Raw genomic sequence first — 22,680 nt, forward strand, 5'->3', positions numbered from 1 at the left:
GCGTCTGCGCGCAGGCCACCTGGCTCAGCGCAATCGCGACCGGCAGCAGCCAGCGGCCGCTGCTGCCAGGCAGGCCAGCGCTCAGCCGCGCCAGGGACAGAGAAAGGGGCGCCATCGGAGAAATCTGTTGCATGGGCAGCAGTCTAGCGGCTATGCCCAAGCCCGGCATGCAGCCTTGGCTTTGCCCCGATAATGGCGAGTTGCCACCCCTCTACAGGGGCTGAAACCGGGCGCCAGCATAGCGCCCGTGCGCGCCCTACCCCATGAATCTGCTTGCCCTCGAATCCAGTACCGACACCCTCTTTATTGCCACCGCACGGGATGACCAGCGCTGGCTGCACAGCGGTGCCGGTGGCCAGCACACCTCCAGCCAGCTGCTGCCGGCGCTGCGCGGCCTGATGGCCGATGCGGGCCTGGGCTTTGATGCGCTGGACGCGATTGTGTTTGGCCGGGGCCCGGGCTCGTTCACCGGGCTGCGCACCGCCTGCGCCATTGCCCAGGGCCTGGCCTTTGTGGCCAAGGGCGGCCAGGGCGTGCCGGTGCTGCCCGTCGATACCTTGATGACCGTGGCCGAAGAGGCCCGCCTGCAATACGGCTGCACCCAGGTGCTGGCCTGCCTCGATGCCCGCATGGACGAGGTCTACAACGCCGTCTACCAGTATGTGGATGGCCACTGGCAGACCTTGGGCGATCTGCAGGTCTGCCCGCCGCAGCATGTGCAGGTGCCCGCGGGCTTTGTCGTGGCCGGCAATGCCCAGGCCATTTATGGCGAGCGCCTGGCGCCCGGCGCCACCCATCTGCAGGCCATGCCCACGGCCCAGGCCTTGCTGAGCCTGGCGCCCTACCTGCTGGCACAAGGCCAGGCAGTCGCTGCGCAGGATGCGCTGCCGCTCTATATCCGCGACAAGGTCGCCAAGACCACGGCCGAGCGCGAAGCGGAAAAGCTGGCCCAGGCCGCTGGCAGCCCAGGCACGGCGCCATGAGCCTGCCTGCCACGCCCCAGCTGCGCTGGTCCGCGCTGCGCATTGATGACCTGGATGCACTGCTGGCCGTGGAGAACCAGTGCTACAGCCACCCCTGGACGCGCGGCAACTTCATCGACTCGATGGCGATGGGCTATGCGATGCAGCTGCTCTGGGCCGGCGAGGAGCTGATCGGCTACTTTATTGCGATGCAGGGCGTCGACGAGCTGCACCTGCTCAACATCACCGTCAACCCGCGCCACCAGCGCCAGGGCTGGGCCAAGGTGCTGCTCGATCAGCTGCGCAGCTGGGCCGTCAGTGCGCGCGCGCAGGCGATCTGGCTGGAGGTGCGCATCAGCAATCTGCGCGCCCAGCAGATCTACCTGGCCTTTGGATTTGAATCGGTAGGGCTGCGAAAGCGCTACTATCCGGTATCCCATGTCGAACGCGAGGACGCCATGGTCATGCGTTATCTGCTGCCTACCACCCCATGAGCCTGAACCTGGACGCCCGCCAACGCGCCATGCTGCAAGAGATGGGCCACCCGCTGTGGTGGCCCGAATCGCCCGCGCCTGCCGCCCAGGCGGCGCCTGAGACATCTTCCGCTCCTGCGCCAGTGGCTGCACCGCCATCGCGCGCGGAGGCGGTGCCTGCCCCAGCTGTTGTGCCCACGGCAGCGGCTGCAGCTGCGACTACAGCAGTTGTTGCACCTACTGTTGCACCCGCTCCAGCGGCAATGCCGGCTGCTGCGCTCCCAGAAACGGCCGCGCCCGCTGCCGCTATTGAGCCAACGCCAGCGCCTGCAGCAGCTGCACGCCCCACATCTCCACAGCCGCTGCCCGCTGGTTTTCCGCGCGTGCGCTTTGCACTGCGCGCACCGGTCCTGCTCGATCTGCAAGGCAAGCAGCAGCCCGCCGTGCCCCCCACCCAGCCGGCCTGGCTGGTGGTGGCCGAGCTGCCCGAGGGCGCGCCCCAGCAAGGCGAAGCCTGCCAGTTGCTGCTGCAGATGCTGCGCGCCATGCGGCTGACCGATGCCCCCGTCTACTGGGTGCCGCTGGCCCGCATCCCCGCCAACCAGGAAGGCGACGACGGCCTGCCCAGCTACAGCATCGAGGCGCTGGTGCAGGAATGCCAGCCCGCCATGGCCCTGCTGCTGGGCCTGCCAGCGGTGCGCCACCTGATGCCGGGCGACCAGCCCTTCTCCAGCCTGCGCCAGCAACTGCACCAACTGGGCGGCAGCCAGCTGCCCGCTGTGGTCAGCTACGACCCCAGCCACCTGCTGCGCACCCCCCTGGCCAAGGCAGCAACCTGGGCCGATCTGTGCTTTGCGCTGGCCCAGGCCGGGCGTTAATTTTTCTTCACAAACCTGCCAATCTGCCGCCATTTGGCCGCCAAATAGCCGCCATTTGGTGAGTGTAGGCGCCCACTGACAGCCTGTGGCGTGGGGCGTTGACAACGCTGCGCGCGGACAAAGCGCATCGTCATGCGCAGCGGATGCGGGAATGCCATAATGGCGCCCATTCACAAACCGGAGTCTCTCCTTGGATCCCTACCCTAGTTGGTAGCTTCCACCCTGGCAAGCACATGGCTGCACAAGGGTCGGAAGCGCCCCCCGCCCCCTTTTGCAGACCACTAACAACAAGGAAGTGAGCCCATGCTCAACATCTTTACGCTTGCCAATGGCCGTCTGGTGCAGGAAGAGATCGAGTCTCTCCAGGACCTGGCCCGTTTTCAGCCTATCTGGGTTGACCTCGAATCCCCCACCCTCGAAGAAAAGCGCTGGATCAAGCAGCACTATGGCCTGTCCATCCCCGAAGACGCGATGGACCAGGACATTGAGGAATCGGCCCGCTTCTACGAGGAAGACAACGGCGACCTGCACATCCGCAGCGACTTCCTGATCGATGACGAAGACGACCCGCGCAGCGTGCGTGTGGCCTTCATCATGAACCTGCACAATGCTGCGCTCAAAAGCTATGGCGTGCTGTTTTCCATCCACGATGAGGATGTGCCGGTGTTCCGCCTGCTGCGCCTGCGCGCCCGCCGTGCACCGGGCCTGATCGAGGACAGCAAGGACGTGCTGCTCAAGCTGTTTGACGCCGACGCCGAGTACTCGGCCGACACGCTTGAAGGCATCTACGACGACCTGGAAAAAGTCAGCACCCAGGTGCTGGCCGGCAATGTGACCGACACCCACGCGAGTGAAGTGCTCTCGGCCATCGCCCGCCAGGAAGACTTGAACGGCCGCATTCGCCGCAATGTGATGGACACCCGCCGCGCGGTGAGCTTTGTCATGCGCAGCAAGATGCTCAACTCCGACCAGTTCGAGGACGCGCGCCAGATCCTGCGCGACATCGAATCGCTGGACAACCACACCGCCTTCCTCTTTGACAAGATCAACTTCTTGATGGATGCGACGGTCGGTTTCATCAACATCAACCAGAACAAGATCATCAAGATCTTCTCGGTGGCCAGCGTGGCGCTGCTGCCGCCCACCTTGATCGCCAGCGTCTACGGCATGAACTTCAAGTACATGCCCGAAATCGACTGGCAATACGGCTATGCCTACGGCATTGCGCTGATGGTGGGCAGCGCGCTGATACCGATGCTGTACTTCCGCAAGCGCGGCTGGCTCAAGTAAGCACGGCAGCGCCCACTACACCTGCTTGGGCCGCAGGCACCACAGCGCCGTGCCGGCAATCGATGCGGCCAGCATCAGCACCCACAGCGCACCCAGCTGCCACTGCTCCAGCGCCAGGCCAAACAGAAAAGGGGCGCTGGCCTGGGTCATGCGGGCGGGCACCATCAGCAGGCCCTGGCGCTGGCCATAGCCTTGCGCACCAAACATGGCCAGCGGCAAGGTGCCGATCACCACGGTCATGATGCCGTTGCCCAGGCCAAAGGCCAGCGCATAGACCCAGGCGCCCGAGGCGCCCAACAGCGCCAACGCCAGCGCCGCCACGGGGTAGGCCATGACGGCAATGCGCGCCGACCACAGCGGATGGGCGCGGCGCAGAAAAACATAGTCGGCAATGCGGCTGGCCACCTGGGCCGGGCCCACCAGCGCCGCCGCAGCCACCGCCGCCGTCGCCGTGGCGCCGCTGACCACCAGCAGGCGCGGCAGGTGCGACATCATCGAGGTGCCGATGAACCAGATGGCGGCAAAGGTCAGCGCCAGCAAGACCAGGCTAAGCCACTGGCCTCGCAGCGCAGCAGCAGGCGCTGCAGGCACGCCCGCTGGGGCGGCTGCCGCATCGGTACGGGCGCGAGCCGCTGCATGGGGCAAGCTGGCATGCAGCGGCAGCAGCACCAAGAGCTGCACCGCCGCCCAGACCAGGCAAGCCTCGCGCCAGCCCCAGCTGTGCAGCAGCCAGGTGGTGAGCGGCCAGCTCAGGGTGCTGGCAAAGCCGCCAAACAAGGTGATGCCGACAATGCTGCCGCGCGCGGCCTTGCCATACAGGCGCACCGAGGTGGCAAAGGCCGCCTCGTACAGGCCCGCCCCCATCGCCAGCCCCAGCAACCACCAGACCGCAAACAGCTGGCCCTGGGTCTGCACCTGCGACAGCAGCGCCAAGCCCAGCGCAAACAGCACATTGGTGGCCATCAGAAGCGGCCGCCCGCCCCAGCGGTCAATCAGCCGCCCCGCCACCGGGCCGGTAAGCGCCATCATCAGCAGCGCCACGGAGAACGCCGCAAAGATGCGCGATGGCGCTATGCCCAGACTCTCGCCCATCGCGCCGGCCAGGATGGCGGGCAGGTAAAAGGCCGAGCCCCAGGACAGCATCTGCCCCAGGCCCAGCTTGCAGGTGGTCAGCACCTGGCCGGGCGCAAAGGAGTGGGCGGAAAAAAGGGGCATGGTCGGCAACAGCGCATCAAGGCAGCGCGCCATTGTGACGAGGCTTGCCGCAGTGCACAGTCACCCGCGCTACCGGGCAGACGTCTAACGGCTGGGCAAGCTCCGTACCAGGCTGCCGATGATGTGCTGCGCGTAGCGGCTGGAGATGGTGTTGATAAAGCGCGGAAAGTCCAGGTGCGCGCTGTCATCGGCCCGGTCAGAGATGCTGCGCATGGCCGCAAAGGGCAGGCCATGGTCGGCGCAGACCTGGGCGACGGCGGCGCCTTCCATCTCGACGGCCAGCGCCTCCATGCCTGCGGCCTGCAAGCCGCTGCGCAGCGCCTGCACTTCGGCGGCGCTGCTGACAAAGCGGTCGCCGCTGACGACCAGGCCCTGGTGCATCTGCGGCGCGGGCAGGCCCAGCTCGGCCGTCCAGGCTGCAGCGCCCCCGGCCAGGCACTGCTGCACGGCCATGGCCAGCTGCGCGCTCAAGGCGGCGTCGCAGTCAAAGCGCGCGCGGCCATAGCCCGGCACCTCGTAGCGCGCAAAGATCGGCGAGGCATCCATGTCGTGCTGCGCATAGCTGCTGGCCACGACCACATCGCCCAGCTGCACGCCCGCGCCCAGGCCGCCGGCCACGCCGGTAAACACGATGCCGCGTGCGCCAAAGCGCTCGATCAGGGTGGCGGCCGTGCTGGCCGCCGCCACCTTGCCAATGCCCGACAGCGCCAGCACCACCGTATGGCCGTGCAGCTGGCCGCAGGTATAGCGGCGGCCGGCATAGTCGCTGGTGCGGGCCTCCGCCAGCAGCGCGGCAATGCCGGCCTGCTCCTCGGGAAGGGCGCTGAGAATGGCAAGGGTCACGTGGGAATCCCAAAAAACAGCAAAGCGGAGATTGTCGCTGCAATCTCCGCTTTGCCGGGTGGGTTGGCGGTGAGGACGCTATAGCTCAGCGCCGCCGCCCTGCTCAGGCCTTGGTGGTTTCGTCGCGCAGCTCGCGCCGCAGGATCTTGCCCACCGGGGTCTTGGGCAGGTTGTCGCGGAACTCGATGTACTTGGGCCGCTTGTAGCCAGTCAGGTGCTCGGCGCAGTGGGCGCGCAGCTGCGCCTCGGTCACATCGGCCGACTTGCGCACGACCACCAGCTTGATGGCCTCGCCAGTCTTCTCATCGGGCACGCCCACCACCGCGCATTCGGCCACACCGGGGAAGGACGCGGCCACGTCTTCGACCTCATTGGGGTAGACGTTGAAGCCGCTCACCAGCACCATGTCCTTCTTGCGGTCAACGATGCGGAACATGCCGTCGGGCTCCATGATGCCGATGTCGCCCGAACGGAAGAACTGGTCCTCGGTCATGGACTTGGCGGTCTCGTCCGGGCGCTGCCAGTAGCCGGCCATCACCTGCGGCCCGCGTATGCAGACCTCGCCGCGCTCGCCCTGCGCCACCGGCTCGCCGGCATCGTCGAGGATGGCCATGTCGGTGCCCGGCATCGGGTAGCCGATCGAGCCCGAGGCCTTCTGGCCGGTGCCGACAAAGTTGCAGCTGGCCACCGGGCTGGTCTCGGACAGGCCATAGCCCTCGACGATGGGCTGGCCGGTGCGCTGCAGCCAGCGCTCGGCCACGGCCGACTGCACGGCCGCGCCGCCGCCCACGACCACGCGCAGGTTCTTCCAGTTCACCTTGTCGAAATCGGGGTGGCTCATCAGGCCGTTGAACAAGGTGTTGACCGCTGGCAGGGTGTGGAACTCGTACTTGCCCAGCTCGCCCAGCACCGCCTTCATGTCGCGCGGGTTGGGGATCAGCAGCACCTGGTGGCCCAGGCGCATGGACAGCAGAAAACAGACCGTGAACGCGAAGATATGGTAGAGCGGCAGCGCGCAGACGCACAGCGGCTGCTCGCCTTGCGGAATGGTCTTGAGCGCCGGCCCATACCAGGCCTGCACCTGCATCACATTGGCGCCCAGGTTGCGGTGCAGCAGCACGGCGCCCTTGGCCACGCCGGTGGTACCGCCGGTGTACTGCAGCGCGGCCATGTCGTCGGGCCCGATGTCCACCGGCGAGAACGTGTGGCGCTCGCCCTGGCTGATCGCATCGGGGTAGCGGATGCTGCGCTCCAGGGTGAACGGCGCGACCAGCTTCTTGCTGTGGCGCACCACATAGTTGACGATGCTGCCCTTGATCAGGCCCAGGCAATCGCCCATGCTGCAGACGATGATCTGGTCGAGCTGGCGGTGCGCTGCGCAGTTCTGCACGGTGGCGCCAAAGTTCTCCAGCACGATCATCACCTTGGCACCGCTGTCCTTGAGCTGGTGGTCCAGCTCCGAGGCGGTGTAGAGCGGGTTGACGTTGACCACGACCAGCCCGGCGCGCAGCACGGCTGCGACGGCCACCGCGTACTGCGGCACATTGGGCATCATCAGCGCCACGCGGTCGCCCTTGGCCAGCGGCAGGGTCTGCAGGTAGGCAGCCAGCGCCACGCTGTAGTCGTCGAGCTGGCGGTAGCTGAAGCGCGCCCCCATGAAGTGCAGCGCCGTGCGGTCGGCATACTGGATAAAGGCCTGGTTGAGCAACTGCACCAAGGTCGGAATGCGCTCAGGGTCAATGTCCTCGGGGATCTCGGGTGGGTAAGCGGCCAGCCATGGGCGTTCGGTCATGCACAAGTCTCCTGTCGGTCATACAGCGGGTGCCGGCGCCCTGTGCGCACAGCCCGCTGCTGAGCCATGTTGTTCGATCTCGCCCTATTGTGCAAATTCTGCGCCCATTCCAAGTCTGGATATACCCGTAAAAAAGCAAAAAAAAAGCCATGACCGAGGTCATGGCGGTTGCTGGGCGAGGGACGCGATCAGCGCTTGGCGGCTGCGGCCCCTGCAGGTGCCGCCCCTGCCGGCGCAACCACCGAAGCTGCTTTCTCTTCGGCGGCCTGGGGGTTGGGCTTTTCCTTGCCAAACAGCACATCGGAGTCGTCCTGCTTGGTCTCGTAGTAGGGCTGCTGGTCGATCTCGTAGGGGAACGGTGGCACGGTCAGCACGCCGTTGAAGTAGCCGGTGCTCTCACGCATGGAACGCGCCAGGTCCTGGGCCCAGTGGTCCAGCGAGCGGCCGGCGGCCAGAAAGTCGACACTGCTGCGGATCGGCGGGCGCACCAGGCGCTGGTCCACCAGCACCTGTGCTTCGACATAGCCGCCATTGCTGGTGGTGAACTGGTAGGACACATAGGCCACCGGGCGCGCAAAGTAGACACCGGCCGCCTCCAGCCGGCCCGCCATGGCCGCATCGTTCTGGGCCAGCCAGTCGCTGCTGTTGGCGGTGCGCTTGATGCGCAGGCAGTCCACGCGGCCAATGTTCAGGCCCTGGGTGCGCTCGACCAGCACGCCCTTTTGCTTGGGGCAGTCCTGGGTCCAGACGGTGTTCTTGTTGTTCAGGTCATCGACGCTGGAGCGCAGCGACATCACGCCCACCAGTTCGCCCAGCTTGGTGCGCATCTGCCAGAGCTTGGCCTGCAGCGGCTTGTCCTTGGCCAGGTCTTCGGGCAGCACATCGAGCACCTCGCTGTCCGTGCCCCAGTAGGTCCAGCGCAGATCGGTGTTTTGGTCCATCGACACCAAGGTGCGGCCCACCGGCTCCACATTCGACGGCAGCGGCGCGCAGGCGCTCAGCACCACGGCTGCGGCGGCACACCCCAGCCAGGACAGAGAACGGGCAGCGGAAAAAGACATAGACGGATCCTGAAAACAGTAGCGGCGGCCAACAGACAGTGCGTGGCCTGTGCCACACCGCCAAGCCCTGCATCATAGCAAGGCCCTTGCGGATTCTGTTCTAGGCCGTTGCGGATTCTGTCCGAGGCCGCCGGGCTGAATCAGGAGACTTTGGCCGTGAATGTATCTAAATGCTTCACTTACTCTGGCAGCTGGCTGGCAGATACTGTTGCGCCGCACCATCAGCGCTGCAATGCCAGAGCACCTTGCCGCCCTCGCCCTGCATGGGCTGCATTTGCAACTGGCCATGGATAGTCAGCGCAGTCAGCGACATATCGTCGCTGTCATACATCAGCCGGCCTTCCTGCTCCGGCGACACACCCGCATCGGCCAGTGAATCCGGCACTTCTTCATAGGTCTGGTAGTAGCGCGACAGCGCCTGGCGCACCGGCTCGGCCTGGGTCCATTCCTTCTCGAAGGCCTCCTTGCCCTTTTGCGACTGCATGCCCTGCATCAGCATCTGGCTGAAGGCACCGCCCCCGGCTCCCCCCTTGAGCGCCGGGATCGCGACGGCGGCCGCGATACCGATGATCGCGATCACCATCAGCAAGCCCACGGCCCCGCCACCGGCCCGGCCGCCATAGGGCACAAACAGCGCAAACAGGTAAGAGAAGGGGTTGCGGCCCGGCATCTTGATGCCGGGGCTGATCATGCGCGCCACGCGCTTGGTCAGCCAGGGGTAGCCGCCCAGCAGCTCATGCAGATCGGGGAAGAAGCCCCGGTTCGTCATGGTCTGGCGCGCATACTGCACCAGGTTGATGGTCTTCCACTTCTGCGCGCCAGCGGCCAGCACCGACAGCGCGCGGCCGGCCGATTCCGAGCCTTCGCAGCAGGCGCGGCCATGCAGGTCACAGGTGTATTCCTGGGCGCGCGCATAGGCCGCGCCAATCAGCGGCAGCCACAGCACCGGCATGCGCCAGAAATGGCCGGTCAAATGGCCTTGCTTGATGTGGCCCAGCTCATGGCCAAAGTAGAAGTTGATGCCATCGGGCAGCGCGCGCATCGCATCCACCGTGTCGCTCAGCACAATGACAAAGTTGCGGCCCAGAAAGCGGGTGGCAAAGGCATTCATCAGGCCATCGCCTTGCAGCAAATAGGCCTCGGGCGGGTCGACCAGCTCCAGCTTTTTGCAGCACTGCAGGTACTGCAGGTAGAGCTCGGGGAACTGCTCGTCCGACAGCCGCACGGCGGTGCCACGCAGCCAGGCAATCAAGGCGGATTGGGCAAAGAGATAAAAAATGAAACCGATGAGCAGGTAGATCAGCACCGTGCCCAGGGTCAGCAACAAGATCAGCAACCATGCCAGCAGACCCAGAACCAGGGTGATGGCGCCCAGTGTCCGCTCACGCGGATACACCCACTCCTTCATATGTATCTCCTCTGTAAAGAGCGCGTATCATGCCCGAGACACGCGAGCTTTATAGAGAGAATTTATAAGATGTTGCAAAGCAGCAACTACCGCGTTCTGTTGCTTACATGCGGCTTACTTCGCGCAAGGTGACCAGCTCTTCGGCCATCGTCGGATGGATGCCAATCGTCTGGTCAAACAGCGCCTTGGTGGCACCAGCCTTGATCGCCACTGCAAAGCCCTGGGTGATCTCGGCCGCATCGGCGCCCACCACATGCAGGCCCAGCACCTTGTCGCTGGCGTCATCGACGACCAGCTTGACCAGGCAGCGCTCGCTGCGGCCCGACAGGGTGTGGCGCAGCGGTTTGAAATCACTGCGGTAGATGCGCACCGCGCCATGGCGCTCGCGGGCCTGGGCCTCGGTCAGGCCCACGGTGCCGATCTGTGGATGGGTGAACACTGCCGTCGGAATATTGTCGTAGTCCATCACGCGCGCGGCCTTGCCGGCCTCGGGGCCCCAGATATGGTCCACCCAGGCCATCGCTTCGGCCAGCGCCACTGGCGTCAGCTCCATGCGCCCCACCACATCGCCCAGTGCATGCACGCTGGGCTGGGCGGTGGCCAACTGCGCATCGACGACGATGGCGCCGCTCTTGTCCAGCGCAATGCCCAGCGCCTCCAGCCCCAGGCCGGCCACGTTGGCCTTGCGGCCGGTGGCATACAGCACCTGGTCGGCCTTCAGCTGTGACCCATCGGCCAAGGTCAATGTGCGCTCGCCGCTGGCCGCATCGCAGCTGATCTCTTTCACTTCGGTCTTCAGGCGCAGGTCCACGCCGCTCTTGCGGATTTCCTCGGCGACAAAGCTGCGCACCTCGTCGTCAAAGCCGCGCAGGATCTGGTCACCCCGGTGCAGCAGGCTCACCTGCACGCCCAGGCCATGGAAGATGCTGGCCATCTCGCAGCCGATATAGCCGCCTCCCACCACCACCAGGCGGCGCGGCAGCTCGGCCAGGTCAAACATCTCGTCGGAGACGATCACATGCGCGCTGCCCGGCAGATCGGGGCGCACCGGCGTGCCACCGGTGGCGATCAGGATATGGGCCGCGGTCAAGGTGCGCACATCGGTGCCATCGGCAGAGACGACCACGGTGTGGGCATCGGCGAGCCGCCCCTGCCCAGCAATGCGCTCCACATTCGCGTTGCGCATCAGGCCCTCGTAGATGCCATTGAGCCGGGAGATCTCCTGCGCGCGCGCCGCTTTGAGCGCCTGCCAGTCCAGCGCAATCGCCTCGGGCATTTGCCAGCCGTAACCGCGCGCCTCTGCAAAGGCCTCGGCATAGCCGGCCGCATAGCTGTAGAGCTTTTTGGGGATGCAGCCGACGTTGACGCAAGTGCCGCCCATGGCCTTGGACTCCACCACCGCCACCTTGGCGCCCCGTGCTGCCGCCATGCGTGCGGCCCGCACGCCGCCCGATCCGCCGCCAATCACCACCAGATCCAGATCCCAGGAATGGCTTGTCTGCATGCTTTGCGCTCCTTTGTTTGCTATGCAAGGCATTGTGCAAAAACACCGGGCGCAGTGCGCGTGTGCGGTTATCGCCGCATCGCGTAGGCCCAAAGCAAAAGCCTGCAATGCGGGTGCGATTGCAGGCTTTGGAGGCCAGCGCCCAAAGGCACTGGCAGGGCAGGCAGATTTACTTGACCAGCTGGGCCAGGTCGCCGGCGCTGTACTTCTTGGCCATTTGCTCCAGGCTGTAGCCCTTGATCTTGCCGCCCTGGCCTTCGCAGCCGAACTCGATGTAGCGGGCCTTGCAGACTTGCTTGGCGGCTTCACGGGCGGGCTTGAGCCATTCGCGGGCGTCGAACTTGTCGGGGTTCTCAGCCAGGAACTTGCGCACCGCGCCGGTCATCGCCAGACGGATGTCGGTGTCGATGTTGATCTTGCGCACGCCGTACTTGATGGCTTCCTGGATCTCTTCGACGGGTACGCCGTAGGTTTCCTTCATCTTGCCGCCGTACTGGTTGATGATGGCCAGCAGCTCCTGGGGCACCGACGAGGAGCCATGCATCACCAGGTGGGTGTTGGGGATGCGGGCATGGATTTCCTTGACGCGCGAGATCGCCAGGATGTCGCCCGTGGGCTTGCGGCTGAACTTGTAGGCGCCGTGGCTGGTGCCGATGGCAATCGCCAGCGCGTCCAGCTGCGTGGCCTTGACGAACACGGCTGCCTCTTCGGGGTCGGTCAGCATCTGGCTGTGGTCCAGCTTGCCTTCGGCGCCAATGCCGTCTTCTTCGCCGGCTTCACCGGTTTCCAGGTTGCCCAGGCAGCCCAGTTCACCTTCCACGGTGGCACCGATCTGGTGGGCCATCGCGACGACCTTCTGGGTCACATCGACGTTGTAGTCGAAGGACGAAGGGGTCTTGCCGTCGCTCATCAGCGAGCCGTCCATCATCACCGAGCCAAAGCCCAGGTTCAGCGCGCCCTGGCAGATCTCCGGCGTGGTGCCGTGGTCCTGGTGCATCACCAGCGGGATGTGCGGGTACATCTCGGCTGCGGCCTGGATCAGGTGCTTGATGAAGGGCTCACCGGCGTACTTGCGCGCGCCAGCGCTGGCCTGCAGGATCACGGGCGCGCCGACTTCGTCTGCCGCCGCCATCACGGCCTGGACTTGTTCCAGGTTGTTGACGTTAAAGGCAGGGATGCCGTAGCCATTTTCGGCGGCATGGTCGAGCATTTCGCGCATCGAGATCAAAGGCATGGTGGTCGGGTCCGTTCTAATGCAAAGAAAGAGTGCTGCAGCGGCCACAGCAGCCGCGTCAACACCCTGGATTCATATTTGCGGCATGGTAACCGCTTGGTAACTGCCTATTTTAGCAAGCTCAGGCCATCTGGGCGAGAGGCATACTGAGGCGGTAGCAAGTGGTATAGGGTGCGAGCGCCTGCGGCTGCCCGAAAGCGCCCCCGTGCAAAGCCATGATGCGCTGCACAATCTGGTGGCCCAGCTGCAGGCTGTCCACCGGCTCGGGCAGGGCCGTCTCCTGCAGGCGGCCGCCATCGTCACAGACCTGCAGCCAGCACTGGCCTCCATCGCTGCCGCCCTGCACCTCGATTTGCGTGCCCTCGGGGGTGTGGCGCAGCGCGTTCTCGACCAGATTACGCACGGCCACCTCCAGCAGCACGGCGTGGCCTTTCACCCACAGTTGCTCGGGCATTTCCACCGCCACACTGCCCCCGCGCCGCCAGGCCGCCTGGGCATATTCGGCGCCCACGTTGCGCGCCAGCTGCGCCAGATCGACCGGCGCGGCCTGCTGGGTCAGCGCCACACGGCTGCTGCGGGCCAAGGCCAGAATCTGGTTGAGCACATGGCCTGCGCGCAGCGCATCGGCATGCAGGCGTTGCACCGCCTGGGCCTGTTGGGCGGGGTCCAGCCCGCCTTGCAGCGACTGCGCATGCAGGCTGATCGAGGCCAGCGGCGTGCGCAGCTCATGCGCCACCTGGTTGGCCAAGGTGCGCTCGCGCTCCATCGCCTCGTCATTGCGGTCCAGCAGGCGGTTGAACGCCAGGGTCACCGCCCGGAACTCCTGCCAGTTGTGGCCGGTGGACAGGCGCTGGCCCTGCTCGGGCTCGAGCTGCTCGACATCGCGCGAGAGCTGGGTCAGGGGCTTGAGGCCGGCACGTATCGTCAGCCCCAGCACCAGGGTGACTACCGGCAGCAGCCACAGCCCGGGCAGAATCATCTGCCCGGCAATGTCATCGGCCAAGTCATCGCGCTCTTGCAGGTTGACCAGCACGGCCACCTTGCGCGTGTGCTCGGTGTTCCACTGCGTGAAGGTGCGCCAGACCTCGTGCTTGGGGCCCAGCTGGGCATCAAAAAAGCCACTGCGCCCATCGGCAAAATGCAGGCGCGGCGCGCTGCCGACATTGAGCACCAGATCGCCCTCGGCGCTCCAGACCTGCAGGCTCATCGACTGCTGGTAGTCATGCGCATGCAGGCCTGGCAGCGGCACGCGCTCGGTCGGCAGGCCCGGCGGGGTCTGCGCGTTGGAGGGGATATTGAGGACCAGCGCAGCGACGCCGGCCAGGTGCCCGTCGGTCAGCTCATCGGCCTCTTCAATGCCGGTCTGGTAGGCCCAGTAAACAAAACTGGCCCAGACGATGACCAGCGCCGCCAGAATCCAGACCAGCAGCCGGGTGCGCAGCTGGGGCAGGCGCTGGGGCTTGGCCGCCAGGTTCACGAGGCCTGGTCCTGGGGCATGAAGTAGCCCACACCGCGCATGGTCAGGATGTAGTCGGCACCCAGCTTTTTGCGCAGGTGGTGGATATGCACCTCCACTGCATTGCTCTCGACCGAGGCATCAAAACTGTAGAGCTTTTCTTCGAGCTGCTGGCGCGACAGCACCCGGCCATGGGCCTGCAGCAGGATCAGCAAGATGGTGTAGGCCCGGGGCGAGAGCTCGACGCCTTCGCCCCCCAGGCGCACCTGGTGCAAGGCCGGATCCAGCACCAGATCACGGTAGTGGATCAGCGGATTGGCGCGGCCAGCGGCGCGGCGCAGCAGCGCACGCAGCCGGGCCTGCAGCTCTTCGGCATCAAAGGGCTTGGAGAGGTAGTCATCGGCGCCCAGGTCCAGGTTTTCGATGCGGTCATGCACGCCGTCGCGGGCGGTCAGCACGATGACCGGCGTGGCCGGATCGGGCAGGGTCTTGCGCAGGCCCGTGGGCGGCGGCGCATTGCGCAGCTGCTGCAACAGGCGCGAGCCATCGCCATCGGGCAGGCCCAGGTCCAGCAGCACCACGTCAAAGCCCTCGGCCGTCAGCGCGCGCCAGGCCTCGGCCAGGCTGGGGCACCAGTCCACCGCATGGCCGCGCTGCTGCAGATTGGCCTTGAGGCCCTCTGCAATGCCGGCATCGTCTTCCACCATGAGTATGCGCATGGCTGGCATTGTGCATGACTTGCGTCATTGCGCCTATGGCCTGGGCCCTGCACCTGGGACATTAAGAAAGCCTTAAGCCTGCCGCCGCAGCATCGCCAGATGCCTTCCTGCCCCCCTGCCTCGTTCGCCGATACACGCGCTCCCTTGTACAACCGCCGCTGGCTGCTGGCCACGGTGCTCAGTTTTGTGCTGATCGCGCTGTGGGATGCCGGGGGCCAGGACCTGGCGCTGGCCCAGCTCTGGGGCACGGCCCAGGGCTTTGCGCTGCGCGATGACCATTTTCTGGTCACCTATATGCACCAGGGCATGCGCAACCTCGGCTGGTTGGTCGTGCTGGCCTTGAGCCTGGGGGTCTGGCTGCCCTTTGGCGTGCTGCGCCAGCTGCCCACGGCCCGCCGGGTGCAGCTGCTCGTCAGCATTCTGGCGTCTCTCGCGGTGGTGGCCATCCTCAAGCGCAGCAGTGCCACCAGCTGCCCCTGGGATCTGTCGGTCTTTGGCGGCGTGGCCGAGTATGTATCGCACTGGTGCTGGGGCCTGCATGATGGTGGCGCGGGCCATTGCTTTCCGGCCGGCCATGCGGCCGCGGGCTTTTCCTTTGTCGGCGGCTATTTTGCGCTGGCGCGTGACACACCGCGCGCCGCGCGCTGGTGGCTGGCGGTGGCGCTGGTGATGGGCCTGTTGCTGGGCCTGGGCCAGCAGATGCGCGGCGCCCACTACATGAGCCACACCTTGTGGACCGCCTGGCTGTGCTGGACGGCGGGCCTGGCTATCGACATGGGCATGGCACGCCGCCGCAGCCAGGCTGCGGATTAAAGGCTTGCTGACTTAGCCGACCAGCCGCCAGTGGTTGTCAAACATCAGCCCGGTGACCGTATCCAGTGCGGTCACCGCTTGGTCGCTGCTGCGGCTGGTCCGTTCGGCCACCCCGTGGCCGCCGCCAGCCCATAGCCGCGCGCCATCGCGGGCCACGGGGCAGACATCGCCCTGGGGGCTGCTGCCCAGGTAGCGCGCCTGGGCGTCAAACCAGGCCATGCAGTCGGACTTGGGGCAGCTCACGACAAAACCGCCTTGCGCCAGCGGCGCGCATTCCACACTGCCGCCGTAGCCGGCCAGCGGCGGCTGGTCTTGCGCCAGCTGCAGGCGCTGGCCATCCCAGACGGCAAAGATAGGTGCGCTGTGGCGCCGTGCATCGTCATGCTCGGCCTGCAGCGCAATGCCCAGGCGCTGGCGCGCGGCATCCCAGGCCAGGTGGCGGATCGACAGGCGCGGGTCGGGCAGCTTCCACTGGCCCAGCAGGCGGCCGTCAGCGGGGTGCAGCGCGACCAGGGATGGGTCCATGCTGTCCAGCCATTTCTTGCTGCGGCCGGTCTCGCTTTGCGTGGGGATGCCGCCATTGGCAACGACCAAGGTGCCGGCCGGCAGGCTGCCCAGCGCGGCGGGCAGCACCAGCAGCTCATGCGGGTCCATGCCATGGCTGCGCCATTCGGCCAGTTTCTCCAGGCTCGTGGCATCGCGCAGGCCAATGCAGCCCTGGCTGTCTTCCAGATCGGTTTCAGTGGTGAACAGCATCCCGCTGCCGCCTGCGCCCGCCTGGGCCTGCCAGGCCCGTGCCGTCGCGGCGCCCGCCAGCGCCACATGGCCGTTAAAGCAGCGGTCCTCCTGCATCCAGGCCCATTGCAGCGCGTCTGTCTGGGGCTGCCAGCGCAGCAGCCAATCCCCGGGCCGGCGGGCGGCAAAGACCAGTTGACCATCCGGCAGCGTTTGCACACCATGGCCACGGGTGGGCAGCTCGGTACGCGCTGCAATGCGCCAGGCATGGCCGCCGCTGGCTTGGGGCAGCACTTCGAGCACACCGGCCCAGTCCTGCGCCATCGCGCTGGGGCCATCGCGCCAGACGGCTGCCAGCCGGGTCACCCCAGCCGTGCTGCCCGCATCTTTGGCAAACGACAGTTCGGCCAGGCCCAGCGCGCCCATCGCCGATGCGCCCAGCCCGCGCAGCAGCGCGCGCCGGGGCAGGGATGTGGATAACACGGTCACAGCTTGTCCTCAGTCGCCATCGCTGTCGCTAAAGCCCAGTGGAATATCGAGCGCCGGCGCCACCTCGGCCTGGTACAGCGCCGTGATGCCCTTGAGCTTGGTAGCGAGCGCCAGAATCTCGCTATTGGCCTGGGCGCCCTCCTTGGCAGGCAGCTTGCCAGAGGCCGGCATGGCGGCATCGACCACGCCAATCGCGTCGCGCCAGCGCTGGGCCAGGGCGATATGGCCCTTGCTGAGCAGCAGTGCCTCGATGGAGATCAGGTCCTTGCCGGGCACGGGCGGCTGCTGGCGCTGCGCCGGGGTCAGCAAGGCCTGGGCATGCAGGGCCTGCCACTGGGTCTGCCACTCGCGCCAGTTGTCGGCCATCGCAATGCGGGCAAAGGCGGGGGCCTTGCCGCCGCCGCCCACCACCTTGATCGGCTTTTCCATCTGCGCCCAGCGCAGGCGCTCCAGGCCGCCCAACCACTGGTTGACCCATTCCTCGATCGCCGCGCCGGTCTCCTTGGCGCCGGGGCTGGCCACATCTTCGGGCTCGCTCTCCGAGCCTTCGACGCTCCAGGTCTTGCTGCGCAGGGGCTCCAGCGCCGCTTGCAGGCTTTGGGCCTCGGCGCTGATCGCCTTGGCCACCTGCAGCGCAAACGCGCATTCCGGGCTGGCCGGCTGCAGGCCCTGGCTCAGCAGCCAGTCCAGCGCGCCAAAGCCCTTGGCGGGCGTGCCCACCAGCTCCATGTCGGCAGCGCTCTGCGGGCCTTTTTTGACGGCGCGGGTGATCAGCGCCGTGCGGATCGGCGTGAAATCAATCTGCCGCAGCGAGCGGCGCTCCACCAAGGGCCCCACGCTGGGCGTGGACAGCTGCAGCCAGGCGGTATGGCTGCGCTGCCACTGGCCGCGCAGCTCCGCCGCTGCGGTTTTGGCGGCAGCGGCCGGCCCGGCGCAGAAGCTGGCGAGCGCCTGGTCCTGCGCATTGGCGGCCAGCGTAAAAGCCGCTGCACGGGCTGGCAGGTGCTGGCCATACAGGCTTTGCAGCGCCTGGGCGGCCGTGTAGTACGGCATGGGGGTGTCGGCCGCCTGCGCAAATGGGGCAGCGCTGCCCATGGCGGCCAGGGCAACCAGAGCGCAAGCTCTGCCCCAGGATTGCGCGGCCTGGACGGGCCCCGTTTTCAAACCAACTTGCGTCATAGCGACTCCACAAACTTGACCAAGGCCTCGCGCTCGGCGGCATCCATGTTCAGCACCTGCTGCTTGGCCTGCTCGGCCTCGCCGCCATGCCAGAGGATCGCTTCGAGCACGCCCCGCGCACGGCCATCGTGCAGCAGGCGCTGGTGGCCGTTCACATCCTGGATCAGGCCAATGCCCCACAGCGGCGGCGTGCGCCACTGCTGGCCGTTGGCCAGAAAGTCCGGCCGGCCATCGGCCAGCGCCGGGCCCATGTCATGCAGCAGCAGATCGGTATAGGGCCAGATCTTCTGGCCGGCAATGTTCTTGGCCGTCAGCCGGGGGAAGGGGCCGGGGCCGGTCACATAGCTGGGCTTGTGGCAGACGGCGCACTGCGCCTGGGCAAACAGGCGCTGGCCCAGCTTGACGGCCGAGTCATTGACGTTGCGGCGTGCCGCAGGCGCCAGCGTGGCCTGGTAGAAGATCACATCGTCGAGCGTCTTGTCATCGATCTCGGGCGCATCGGCGCGCGCCTGGGCCGCTGTGCGGCCGGCGCTGGACTTGTCCAGACCGCCGCCATGCGGTGCGGCCAGGCAGTCCTTTTGCGCCGGGGTGCAGTTCTCGTTCGGGAAGATGCGCGAGGTGATGCCCATGTCGCCCGAGAAGGCGTTGGCCGTCTGGTGCGCCACGCTGGGCGAGTTGGCCTTCCAGCCAAAGCGGCCAATCGCCTCGCGCTGGCCATAGGCATCCCAGACGCGGTTGACCTGGCCCTTGATGGGGCCGGCCAGCGCCGCCTGCTCCCGCACATTGGCAAGGATGTCGGCCTCGGCAATCGCCTCGATCAGGCCCACACCCACCACCTGGGGCGCAATGCGCGGGCCGATCATCACATCCTTGGCCATGGGCCCATAGCCCAGGTCGGTCAGCTCGTAGCGGGGCTGGATCAATTCGTAGGGCGTGCCATCGGCAAAGCGGCCCTGGATGGGCGTGCCATGGATGCGCACAATGCCCTCGGGCTTGACGCCCTGCACCGCCGCATTGTTGAACTGGTCGCCATAGGTCGGCTCGGGTACCACGCCCGCATGCGGGTCGGCCTTGCCGGGCACCGACAGGCGGATCAGCAGCGCCACCGTGGGGTCGGGATCGGGGCCCAGCGTGCGGTGGAACTCGGGCGGCTCACCGCGCCCGTCCATGATGTGGCAACCGCCGCAGCTGCGCGCAATGAAATGCGGGCCCAGGCCATCGCGCGCCCGGGTCGAGGCCGGTGCCTCCACCCAGTTGCGCTTGAAAAAGGAGTTGCCAATGACAAAGCGCGTGCGCTCTTCATCGGCGAGGGAGGCAAAAGGAAACGAGAACGCGTTCTTGCCGGTGGCAAACACCGTGGTGTCGCCGCCGGTCATCTCGCTGGGGTCTTGCGCGGGCGCCGCTTCGGCAGGCTTTGCAGGCGCGCTGGTCTGCGCGACGCTCGCCTCAGGGCGCAGCGCCACCGCCAGGGCGGTGGCCGCGCACAGACCCGCTGCTGCCCATGCCAGCCGCTGCACGCGGCCACCGGGCTTCTTGTCATTCATCTTCACAGACATAGTGCAGCAACGGTCCTTCGTCAGGGCTGGACCAGGGTCAGCTTGGTGATGCCGATGGCATTGGCCGCCTGCACCAGCAGCTTGGACTGCTCGGTGGCGCTGTCCACCGCCGCCTGGATGCGCTTGCGGCCGGGGGCGTCGGCGCCGCCAATGATTTCGCGGTCAAACGGTGCCTGGATGCCTTCGGTCGCCTTGACCGTGCTGGCAATCTGCGCGCTGGTCTTGCCCGACAGCTCGGCATTCTTGGCCGCCACCAGGTCGGCCAGCGAGGCCACCTTCAAGGTCGTGCCATCGCGGCGCTTGTACTGGCCCAGCCAGACGTTCTGGATGCCAGTGGCATTGGCGACCATGTCGCGGTGGGTGTTGTCGGAGAAGCAGGAATGCTCGTCTTCCTGGTCCTGCGAGTTCAGCGGCACTTCCATGCGCTCGCCGGCCAGTTCGCCGCGCGAGAGCGAGCCCAGGCCGACGATGATCTTGCGCACCGATTCCACACCACCCTTGTCGAACTGGGCGCGGTAGATCTTCTGGCCCGGTGCCCAGGCCTTGGTGACGCCCGCCAGGTCGTCGATCAGCAGCTCGGTCACCACCTTCAGGTAGAGGCGGCGGCGGTCGGCATGGGCGCGCTTGCCATCCACATAGTCTTCAAACGAACGGTCACCCGGGCCGGTTTCGGACAGGTCCTGGCCCCAGAGCAGGAACTCGATCGCATGCCAGCCGGTGGCAATGTTTTCCTCGCCACCGCGCTCATTTTGCTTGGCCAGGTTGGCCTTGGTGATCTTGAACTTGGGGTCGTTGATAAAGCCTGAATTGGCCTTGCCCTCGACATAGTCCACATAGGACTCGTCCATCGGCCAGGCATTGATCTGGCCTTCGGGGCCGTTTTCGTCGTCGATCGGGCCGCCGTAGAAGCGGAAGGCTTCCGTCTGGCCGTAGAACTCACGCGCGTCGATCCAGCTTTTGCGCGCCGCTTCCAGCGTGTCTTTGGAGGGGGCTGCGAGCAAGGCGGCGATGGCCTTTTGCATGTCGCGTGCCGATGCGAGGCTGTCGCTGTAGTTGGCATAGACCAATTCGCTGTAGCCCGTGGCTACCGCACGGGCGTCCAGCTTGCTGGCCTTGGCGACCGCCGTCTGTGCAAACGCCGGTGCAGACACCCCCGCGACTGCGCCCAAACCCAGGCCCAAGGCCAACCCCAACACCGAACGGCGTACTAGTCGTTGCGACATAGATTCCCTCTTCCAAAAAAACAGGCAGGCACAGCGGCGCTGTGCTGCTCAACAACAAGGGCTTGGCTGGGCTGCTATGTGCGTGCGTGTTGTGAATTCTTATCGCAGCAGCTTGGCTAGGTGATCGAAGGCCAGGCTGGTGAACCACCGGTTTTCCCCTGTCTCCGGGGGGCAAAAAAGCCTGGCTTCGAATGGATTCAGCGCAGTCCTTTGATCCACACGGACGTGCGGGCAGGCTCGCTGAAGCGCCATAGTATCGCCGCAGTCACAAATCCGCACAAAATTGGACGGATCTACAGAGGCTGGCTGCCGTGCGGTGGCGCCGCACAAAAAGGCCAAAAAGCAGGCGCAAAAAAGGGGCGCCAGCCAGCGCCCCTGTGTCTGTCAATAACCGCGCAGGTTTAAATCACGCGGCTGATCTTCATCATATTGGTGCCGCCGGGCGAGCCCATCGGTTCGCCGCAGGTGATCGCATAAATATCGCCGCTTTGCACGATATCGCGGGCCTTCAGGTGCACCTCGGCCTGGGCCAGTGCGGTGTCGCGGTCGGCGCTGGTGTCCATCAGCAAGGGGCGCACATTGCGGTACAGCGCCATCTTGCGCTGGGTGGCCACCTTGGGGGTCAGCGCGTAGATGGGGATCTGGGTGCGGTGGCGGCTCATCCACAACGCAGTCGAGCCGCTGTCCGTCATCGCAACCAGGGCCTTGGCGCCCAGGTGGGTGGCGGTAAACAAGGCGCCCAGCGCAATGCTCTGGTCGATGCGCTGGAAGGTCTTGCCGACAAAGTCGGTGTCCACATCCCAGTCGGCCGAGGCCTCAGCCTGCGCGCAGATATCGACCATCTCCAGCACGGTCTCGAGCGGGAACTTGCCAGCGGCGGTCTCGGCGCTCAGCATCACCGCATCGGTGCCGTCGAGCACCGCATTGGCCACGTCGCTCACCTCGGCGCGGGTGGGCACCGGGTTGGTGATCATGCTCTCCATCATCTGCGTGGCAGTGATGACGACCTTGTCCATCTCGCGCGCCATGCGGATCATCTTCTTTTGCAGCGCCGGCACGGCCGCATGGCCCACTTCGACAGCCAGGTCACCGCGCGCGACCATGATGCCGTCGGACACGCGCAGGATGTCTTCGAGGTGCGGAATGGCTTCGGCACGCTCGATCTTGGCGATCAGGCCCGGGCGGTGGCGGTACTCGGCCGCGGCCACCATGCACAGCTGGCGCGCCATTTCCATGTCGGTAGCGGTCTTGGGAAAGCTGACGGCCACATAGTCGGCCTGGAAGCTCATCGCGGTCTTGATGTCTTCCATGTCCTTGGCCGTGAGCGCCGGCGCGGTGAGGCCGCCGCCCTTTTTGTTGATGCCCTTGTTGTTGGACAGCTCGCCCCCCAACTTGACCGTGGTGTGCACGGCATCACCCCGCACCGCGTCCACCGTCAGCACGATCAGGCCGTCGTTGAGCAGCAGCACATCGCCGGGCTTCACATCGCGCGGCAGCTCCTTGTAGTCCAGGCCCACGCCCTGCAGGTCACCGGGCTCCTGGCGCGAGGCATCGAGCACAAACCGGGCACCGGGCTCGAGCATCACCTTGCCTTCGGCAAACTTGCCGACGCGGATCTTGGGGCCTTGCAGGTCAGCCATGATCGCCACCTCGCGGCCGGCGCGCTGCGCAGCCTCACGCACCATGCGGGCGCGGTCCACATGGTCCTGCGCCTTGCCGTGGCTGAAGTTCAGCCGCACCACGTTGACCCCCGCGCGGATCATCTCTTCGAGCAGCGCCGGCTCGCTGGAGGCCGGCCCCAGCGTGGCAACAATCTTGGTGGCGCGGCGGATCTTGGGCGAAATCATGGG

General features: G+C 66.2%; 19 protein-coding genes. 5 read left to right on the forward strand and 14 right to left on the reverse strand.

Going from position 1 to position 22,680, the window contains the following annotated elements; all coding sequences use genetic code 11:
• Positions 1–263: 263 nt before the first annotated feature.
• The 4 genes from tsaB to corA all read left to right on the forward strand — a co-directional run bounded on the left by tsaB (position 264) and on the right by corA (position 3,603).
• Positions 264–983, forward strand: a complete 720-nt coding sequence (tsaB, locus tag WH367_RS08315) for a tRNA (adenosine(37)-N6)-threonylcarbamoyltransferase complex dimerization subunit type 1 TsaB (protein ID WP_339535432.1) — start codon at positions 264–266, stop codon at positions 981–983.
• The gene (gene rimI / locus WH367_RS08320; protein WP_312986787.1) at positions 980–1,456 is read left to right on the forward strand and encodes a ribosomal protein S18-alanine N-acetyltransferase; all 477 of its coding nucleotides are present in this window, start codon (positions 980–982) and stop codon (positions 1,454–1,456) included. Before tsaB ends, rimI begins: the two co-directional genes overlap by 4 nt.
• On the forward strand, positions 1,453–2,313 hold the full coding sequence (locus tag WH367_RS08325; RefSeq protein WP_339535434.1) for a hypothetical protein: 861 nt from the start codon (positions 1,453–1,455) through the stop codon (positions 2,311–2,313). Before rimI ends, WH367_RS08325 begins: the two co-directional genes overlap by 4 nt.
• Before the next feature lie 303 nt (positions 2,314–2,616).
• A complete protein-coding gene (gene corA, locus WH367_RS08330; protein ID WP_021025633.1) occupies positions 2,617–3,603 on the forward strand; it encodes a magnesium/cobalt transporter CorA in 987 nt (328 codons plus the stop codon).
• Positions 3,604–3,618: 15 nt separating this feature from the next.
• Here the strand turns inward: corA and WH367_RS08335 are convergent, their stop codons facing one another.
• From WH367_RS08335 to WH367_RS08375, 9 genes are all read right to left on the reverse strand, one after another.
• Positions 3,619–4,818 (reverse strand): MFS transporter, encoded by a 1,200-nt coding sequence (locus tag WH367_RS08335; protein ID WP_339535435.1) that lies wholly within the window; start codon positions 4,816–4,818, stop codon positions 3,619–3,621.
• A gap of 84 nt (positions 4,819–4,902) precedes the next feature.
• Positions 4,903–5,661 carry a 5'-methylthioadenosine/adenosylhomocysteine nucleosidase gene (locus WH367_RS08340; RefSeq protein WP_339535436.1) on the reverse strand — a complete coding sequence of 253 codons (759 nt, stop codon included), beginning with the start codon at positions 5,659–5,661 and terminating at the stop codon, positions 4,903–4,905.
• A gap of 103 nt (positions 5,662–5,764) precedes the next feature.
• Positions 5,765–7,453 carry an AMP-binding protein gene (locus tag WH367_RS08345; protein WP_021027038.1) on the reverse strand — a complete coding sequence of 563 codons (1,689 nt, stop codon included), beginning with the start codon at positions 7,451–7,453 and terminating at the stop codon, positions 5,765–5,767.
• Between the two features lie 188 nt (positions 7,454–7,641).
• On the reverse strand, positions 7,642–8,514 hold the full coding sequence (locus WH367_RS08350; protein WP_339516104.1) for a hypothetical protein: 873 nt from the start codon (positions 8,512–8,514) through the stop codon (positions 7,642–7,644).
• Positions 8,515–8,689: 175 nt separating this feature from the next.
• Entirely contained in the window at positions 8,690–9,922 is a 1,233-nt protein-coding gene (locus WH367_RS08355; protein WP_339535438.1) for a M48 family metallopeptidase, read from the reverse strand.
• A gap of 103 nt (positions 9,923–10,025) precedes the next feature.
• Positions 10,026–11,426 (reverse strand): glutathione-disulfide reductase, encoded by a 1,401-nt coding sequence (gene gorA / locus WH367_RS08360; RefSeq protein WP_339535439.1) that lies wholly within the window; start codon positions 11,424–11,426, stop codon positions 10,026–10,028.
• Positions 11,427–11,595: 169 nt separating this feature from the next.
• A complete protein-coding gene (fba, locus tag WH367_RS08365; RefSeq protein ID WP_021027034.1) occupies positions 11,596–12,660 on the reverse strand; it encodes a class II fructose-bisphosphate aldolase in 1,065 nt (354 codons plus the stop codon).
• 121 nt (positions 12,661–12,781) lie between these two features.
• Positions 12,782–14,131, reverse strand: coding sequence for a histidine kinase dimerization/phospho-acceptor domain-containing protein (locus WH367_RS08370; RefSeq protein WP_339535807.1), 1,350 nt, complete (start codon positions 14,129–14,131; stop codon positions 12,782–12,784).
• A gap of 2 nt (positions 14,132–14,133) precedes the next feature.
• Entirely contained in the window at positions 14,134–14,835 is a 702-nt protein-coding gene (locus tag WH367_RS08375) for a response regulator transcription factor (protein WP_182344707.1), read from the reverse strand.
• A gap of 99 nt (positions 14,836–14,934) precedes the next feature.
• On the opposite strand from WH367_RS08375, the gene WH367_RS08380 reads away from it, so the two are divergent.
• The gene (locus WH367_RS08380; protein ID WP_339535442.1) at positions 14,935–15,648 is read left to right on the forward strand and encodes a phosphatase PAP2 family protein; all 714 of its coding nucleotides are present in this window, start codon (positions 14,935–14,937) and stop codon (positions 15,646–15,648) included.
• Positions 15,649–15,660: 12 nt separating this feature from the next.
• Here WH367_RS08380 and WH367_RS08385 read toward each other — a convergent pair whose 3' ends face one another.
• From WH367_RS08385 to pyk, 5 genes are all read right to left on the reverse strand, one after another.
• Positions 15,661–16,866 carry a DUF1513 domain-containing protein gene (locus WH367_RS08385; RefSeq protein WP_339535444.1) on the reverse strand — a complete coding sequence of 402 codons (1,206 nt, stop codon included), beginning with the start codon at positions 16,864–16,866 and terminating at the stop codon, positions 15,661–15,663.
• A 15-nt stretch (positions 16,867–16,881) separates the two neighbouring features.
• Positions 16,882–17,967, reverse strand: coding sequence for an imelysin family protein (locus WH367_RS08390; protein WP_339535446.1), 1,086 nt, complete (start codon positions 17,965–17,967; stop codon positions 16,882–16,884).
• An 80-nt stretch (positions 17,968–18,047) separates the two neighbouring features.
• A complete protein-coding gene (locus WH367_RS08395; RefSeq protein WP_339535447.1) occupies positions 18,048–19,607 on the reverse strand; it encodes a di-heme oxidoreductase family protein in 1,560 nt (519 codons plus the stop codon).
• 20 nt (positions 19,608–19,627) lie between these two features.
• On the reverse strand, positions 19,628–20,830 hold the full coding sequence (locus WH367_RS08400) for an imelysin family protein (protein WP_339535449.1): 1,203 nt from the start codon (positions 20,828–20,830) through the stop codon (positions 19,628–19,630).
• 401 nt (positions 20,831–21,231) lie between these two features.
• Positions 21,232–22,677, reverse strand: coding sequence for a pyruvate kinase (gene pyk / locus WH367_RS08405; RefSeq protein ID WP_021027026.1), 1,446 nt, complete (start codon positions 22,675–22,677; stop codon positions 21,232–21,234).
• Positions 22,678–22,680 lie beyond the last annotated feature (3 nt).

The sequence above is a fragment of the Comamonas sp. MYb21 genome, from assembly GCF_037479395.1.
Lineage (GTDB): Bacteria > Pseudomonadota > Gammaproteobacteria > Burkholderiales > Burkholderiaceae_C > Comamonas.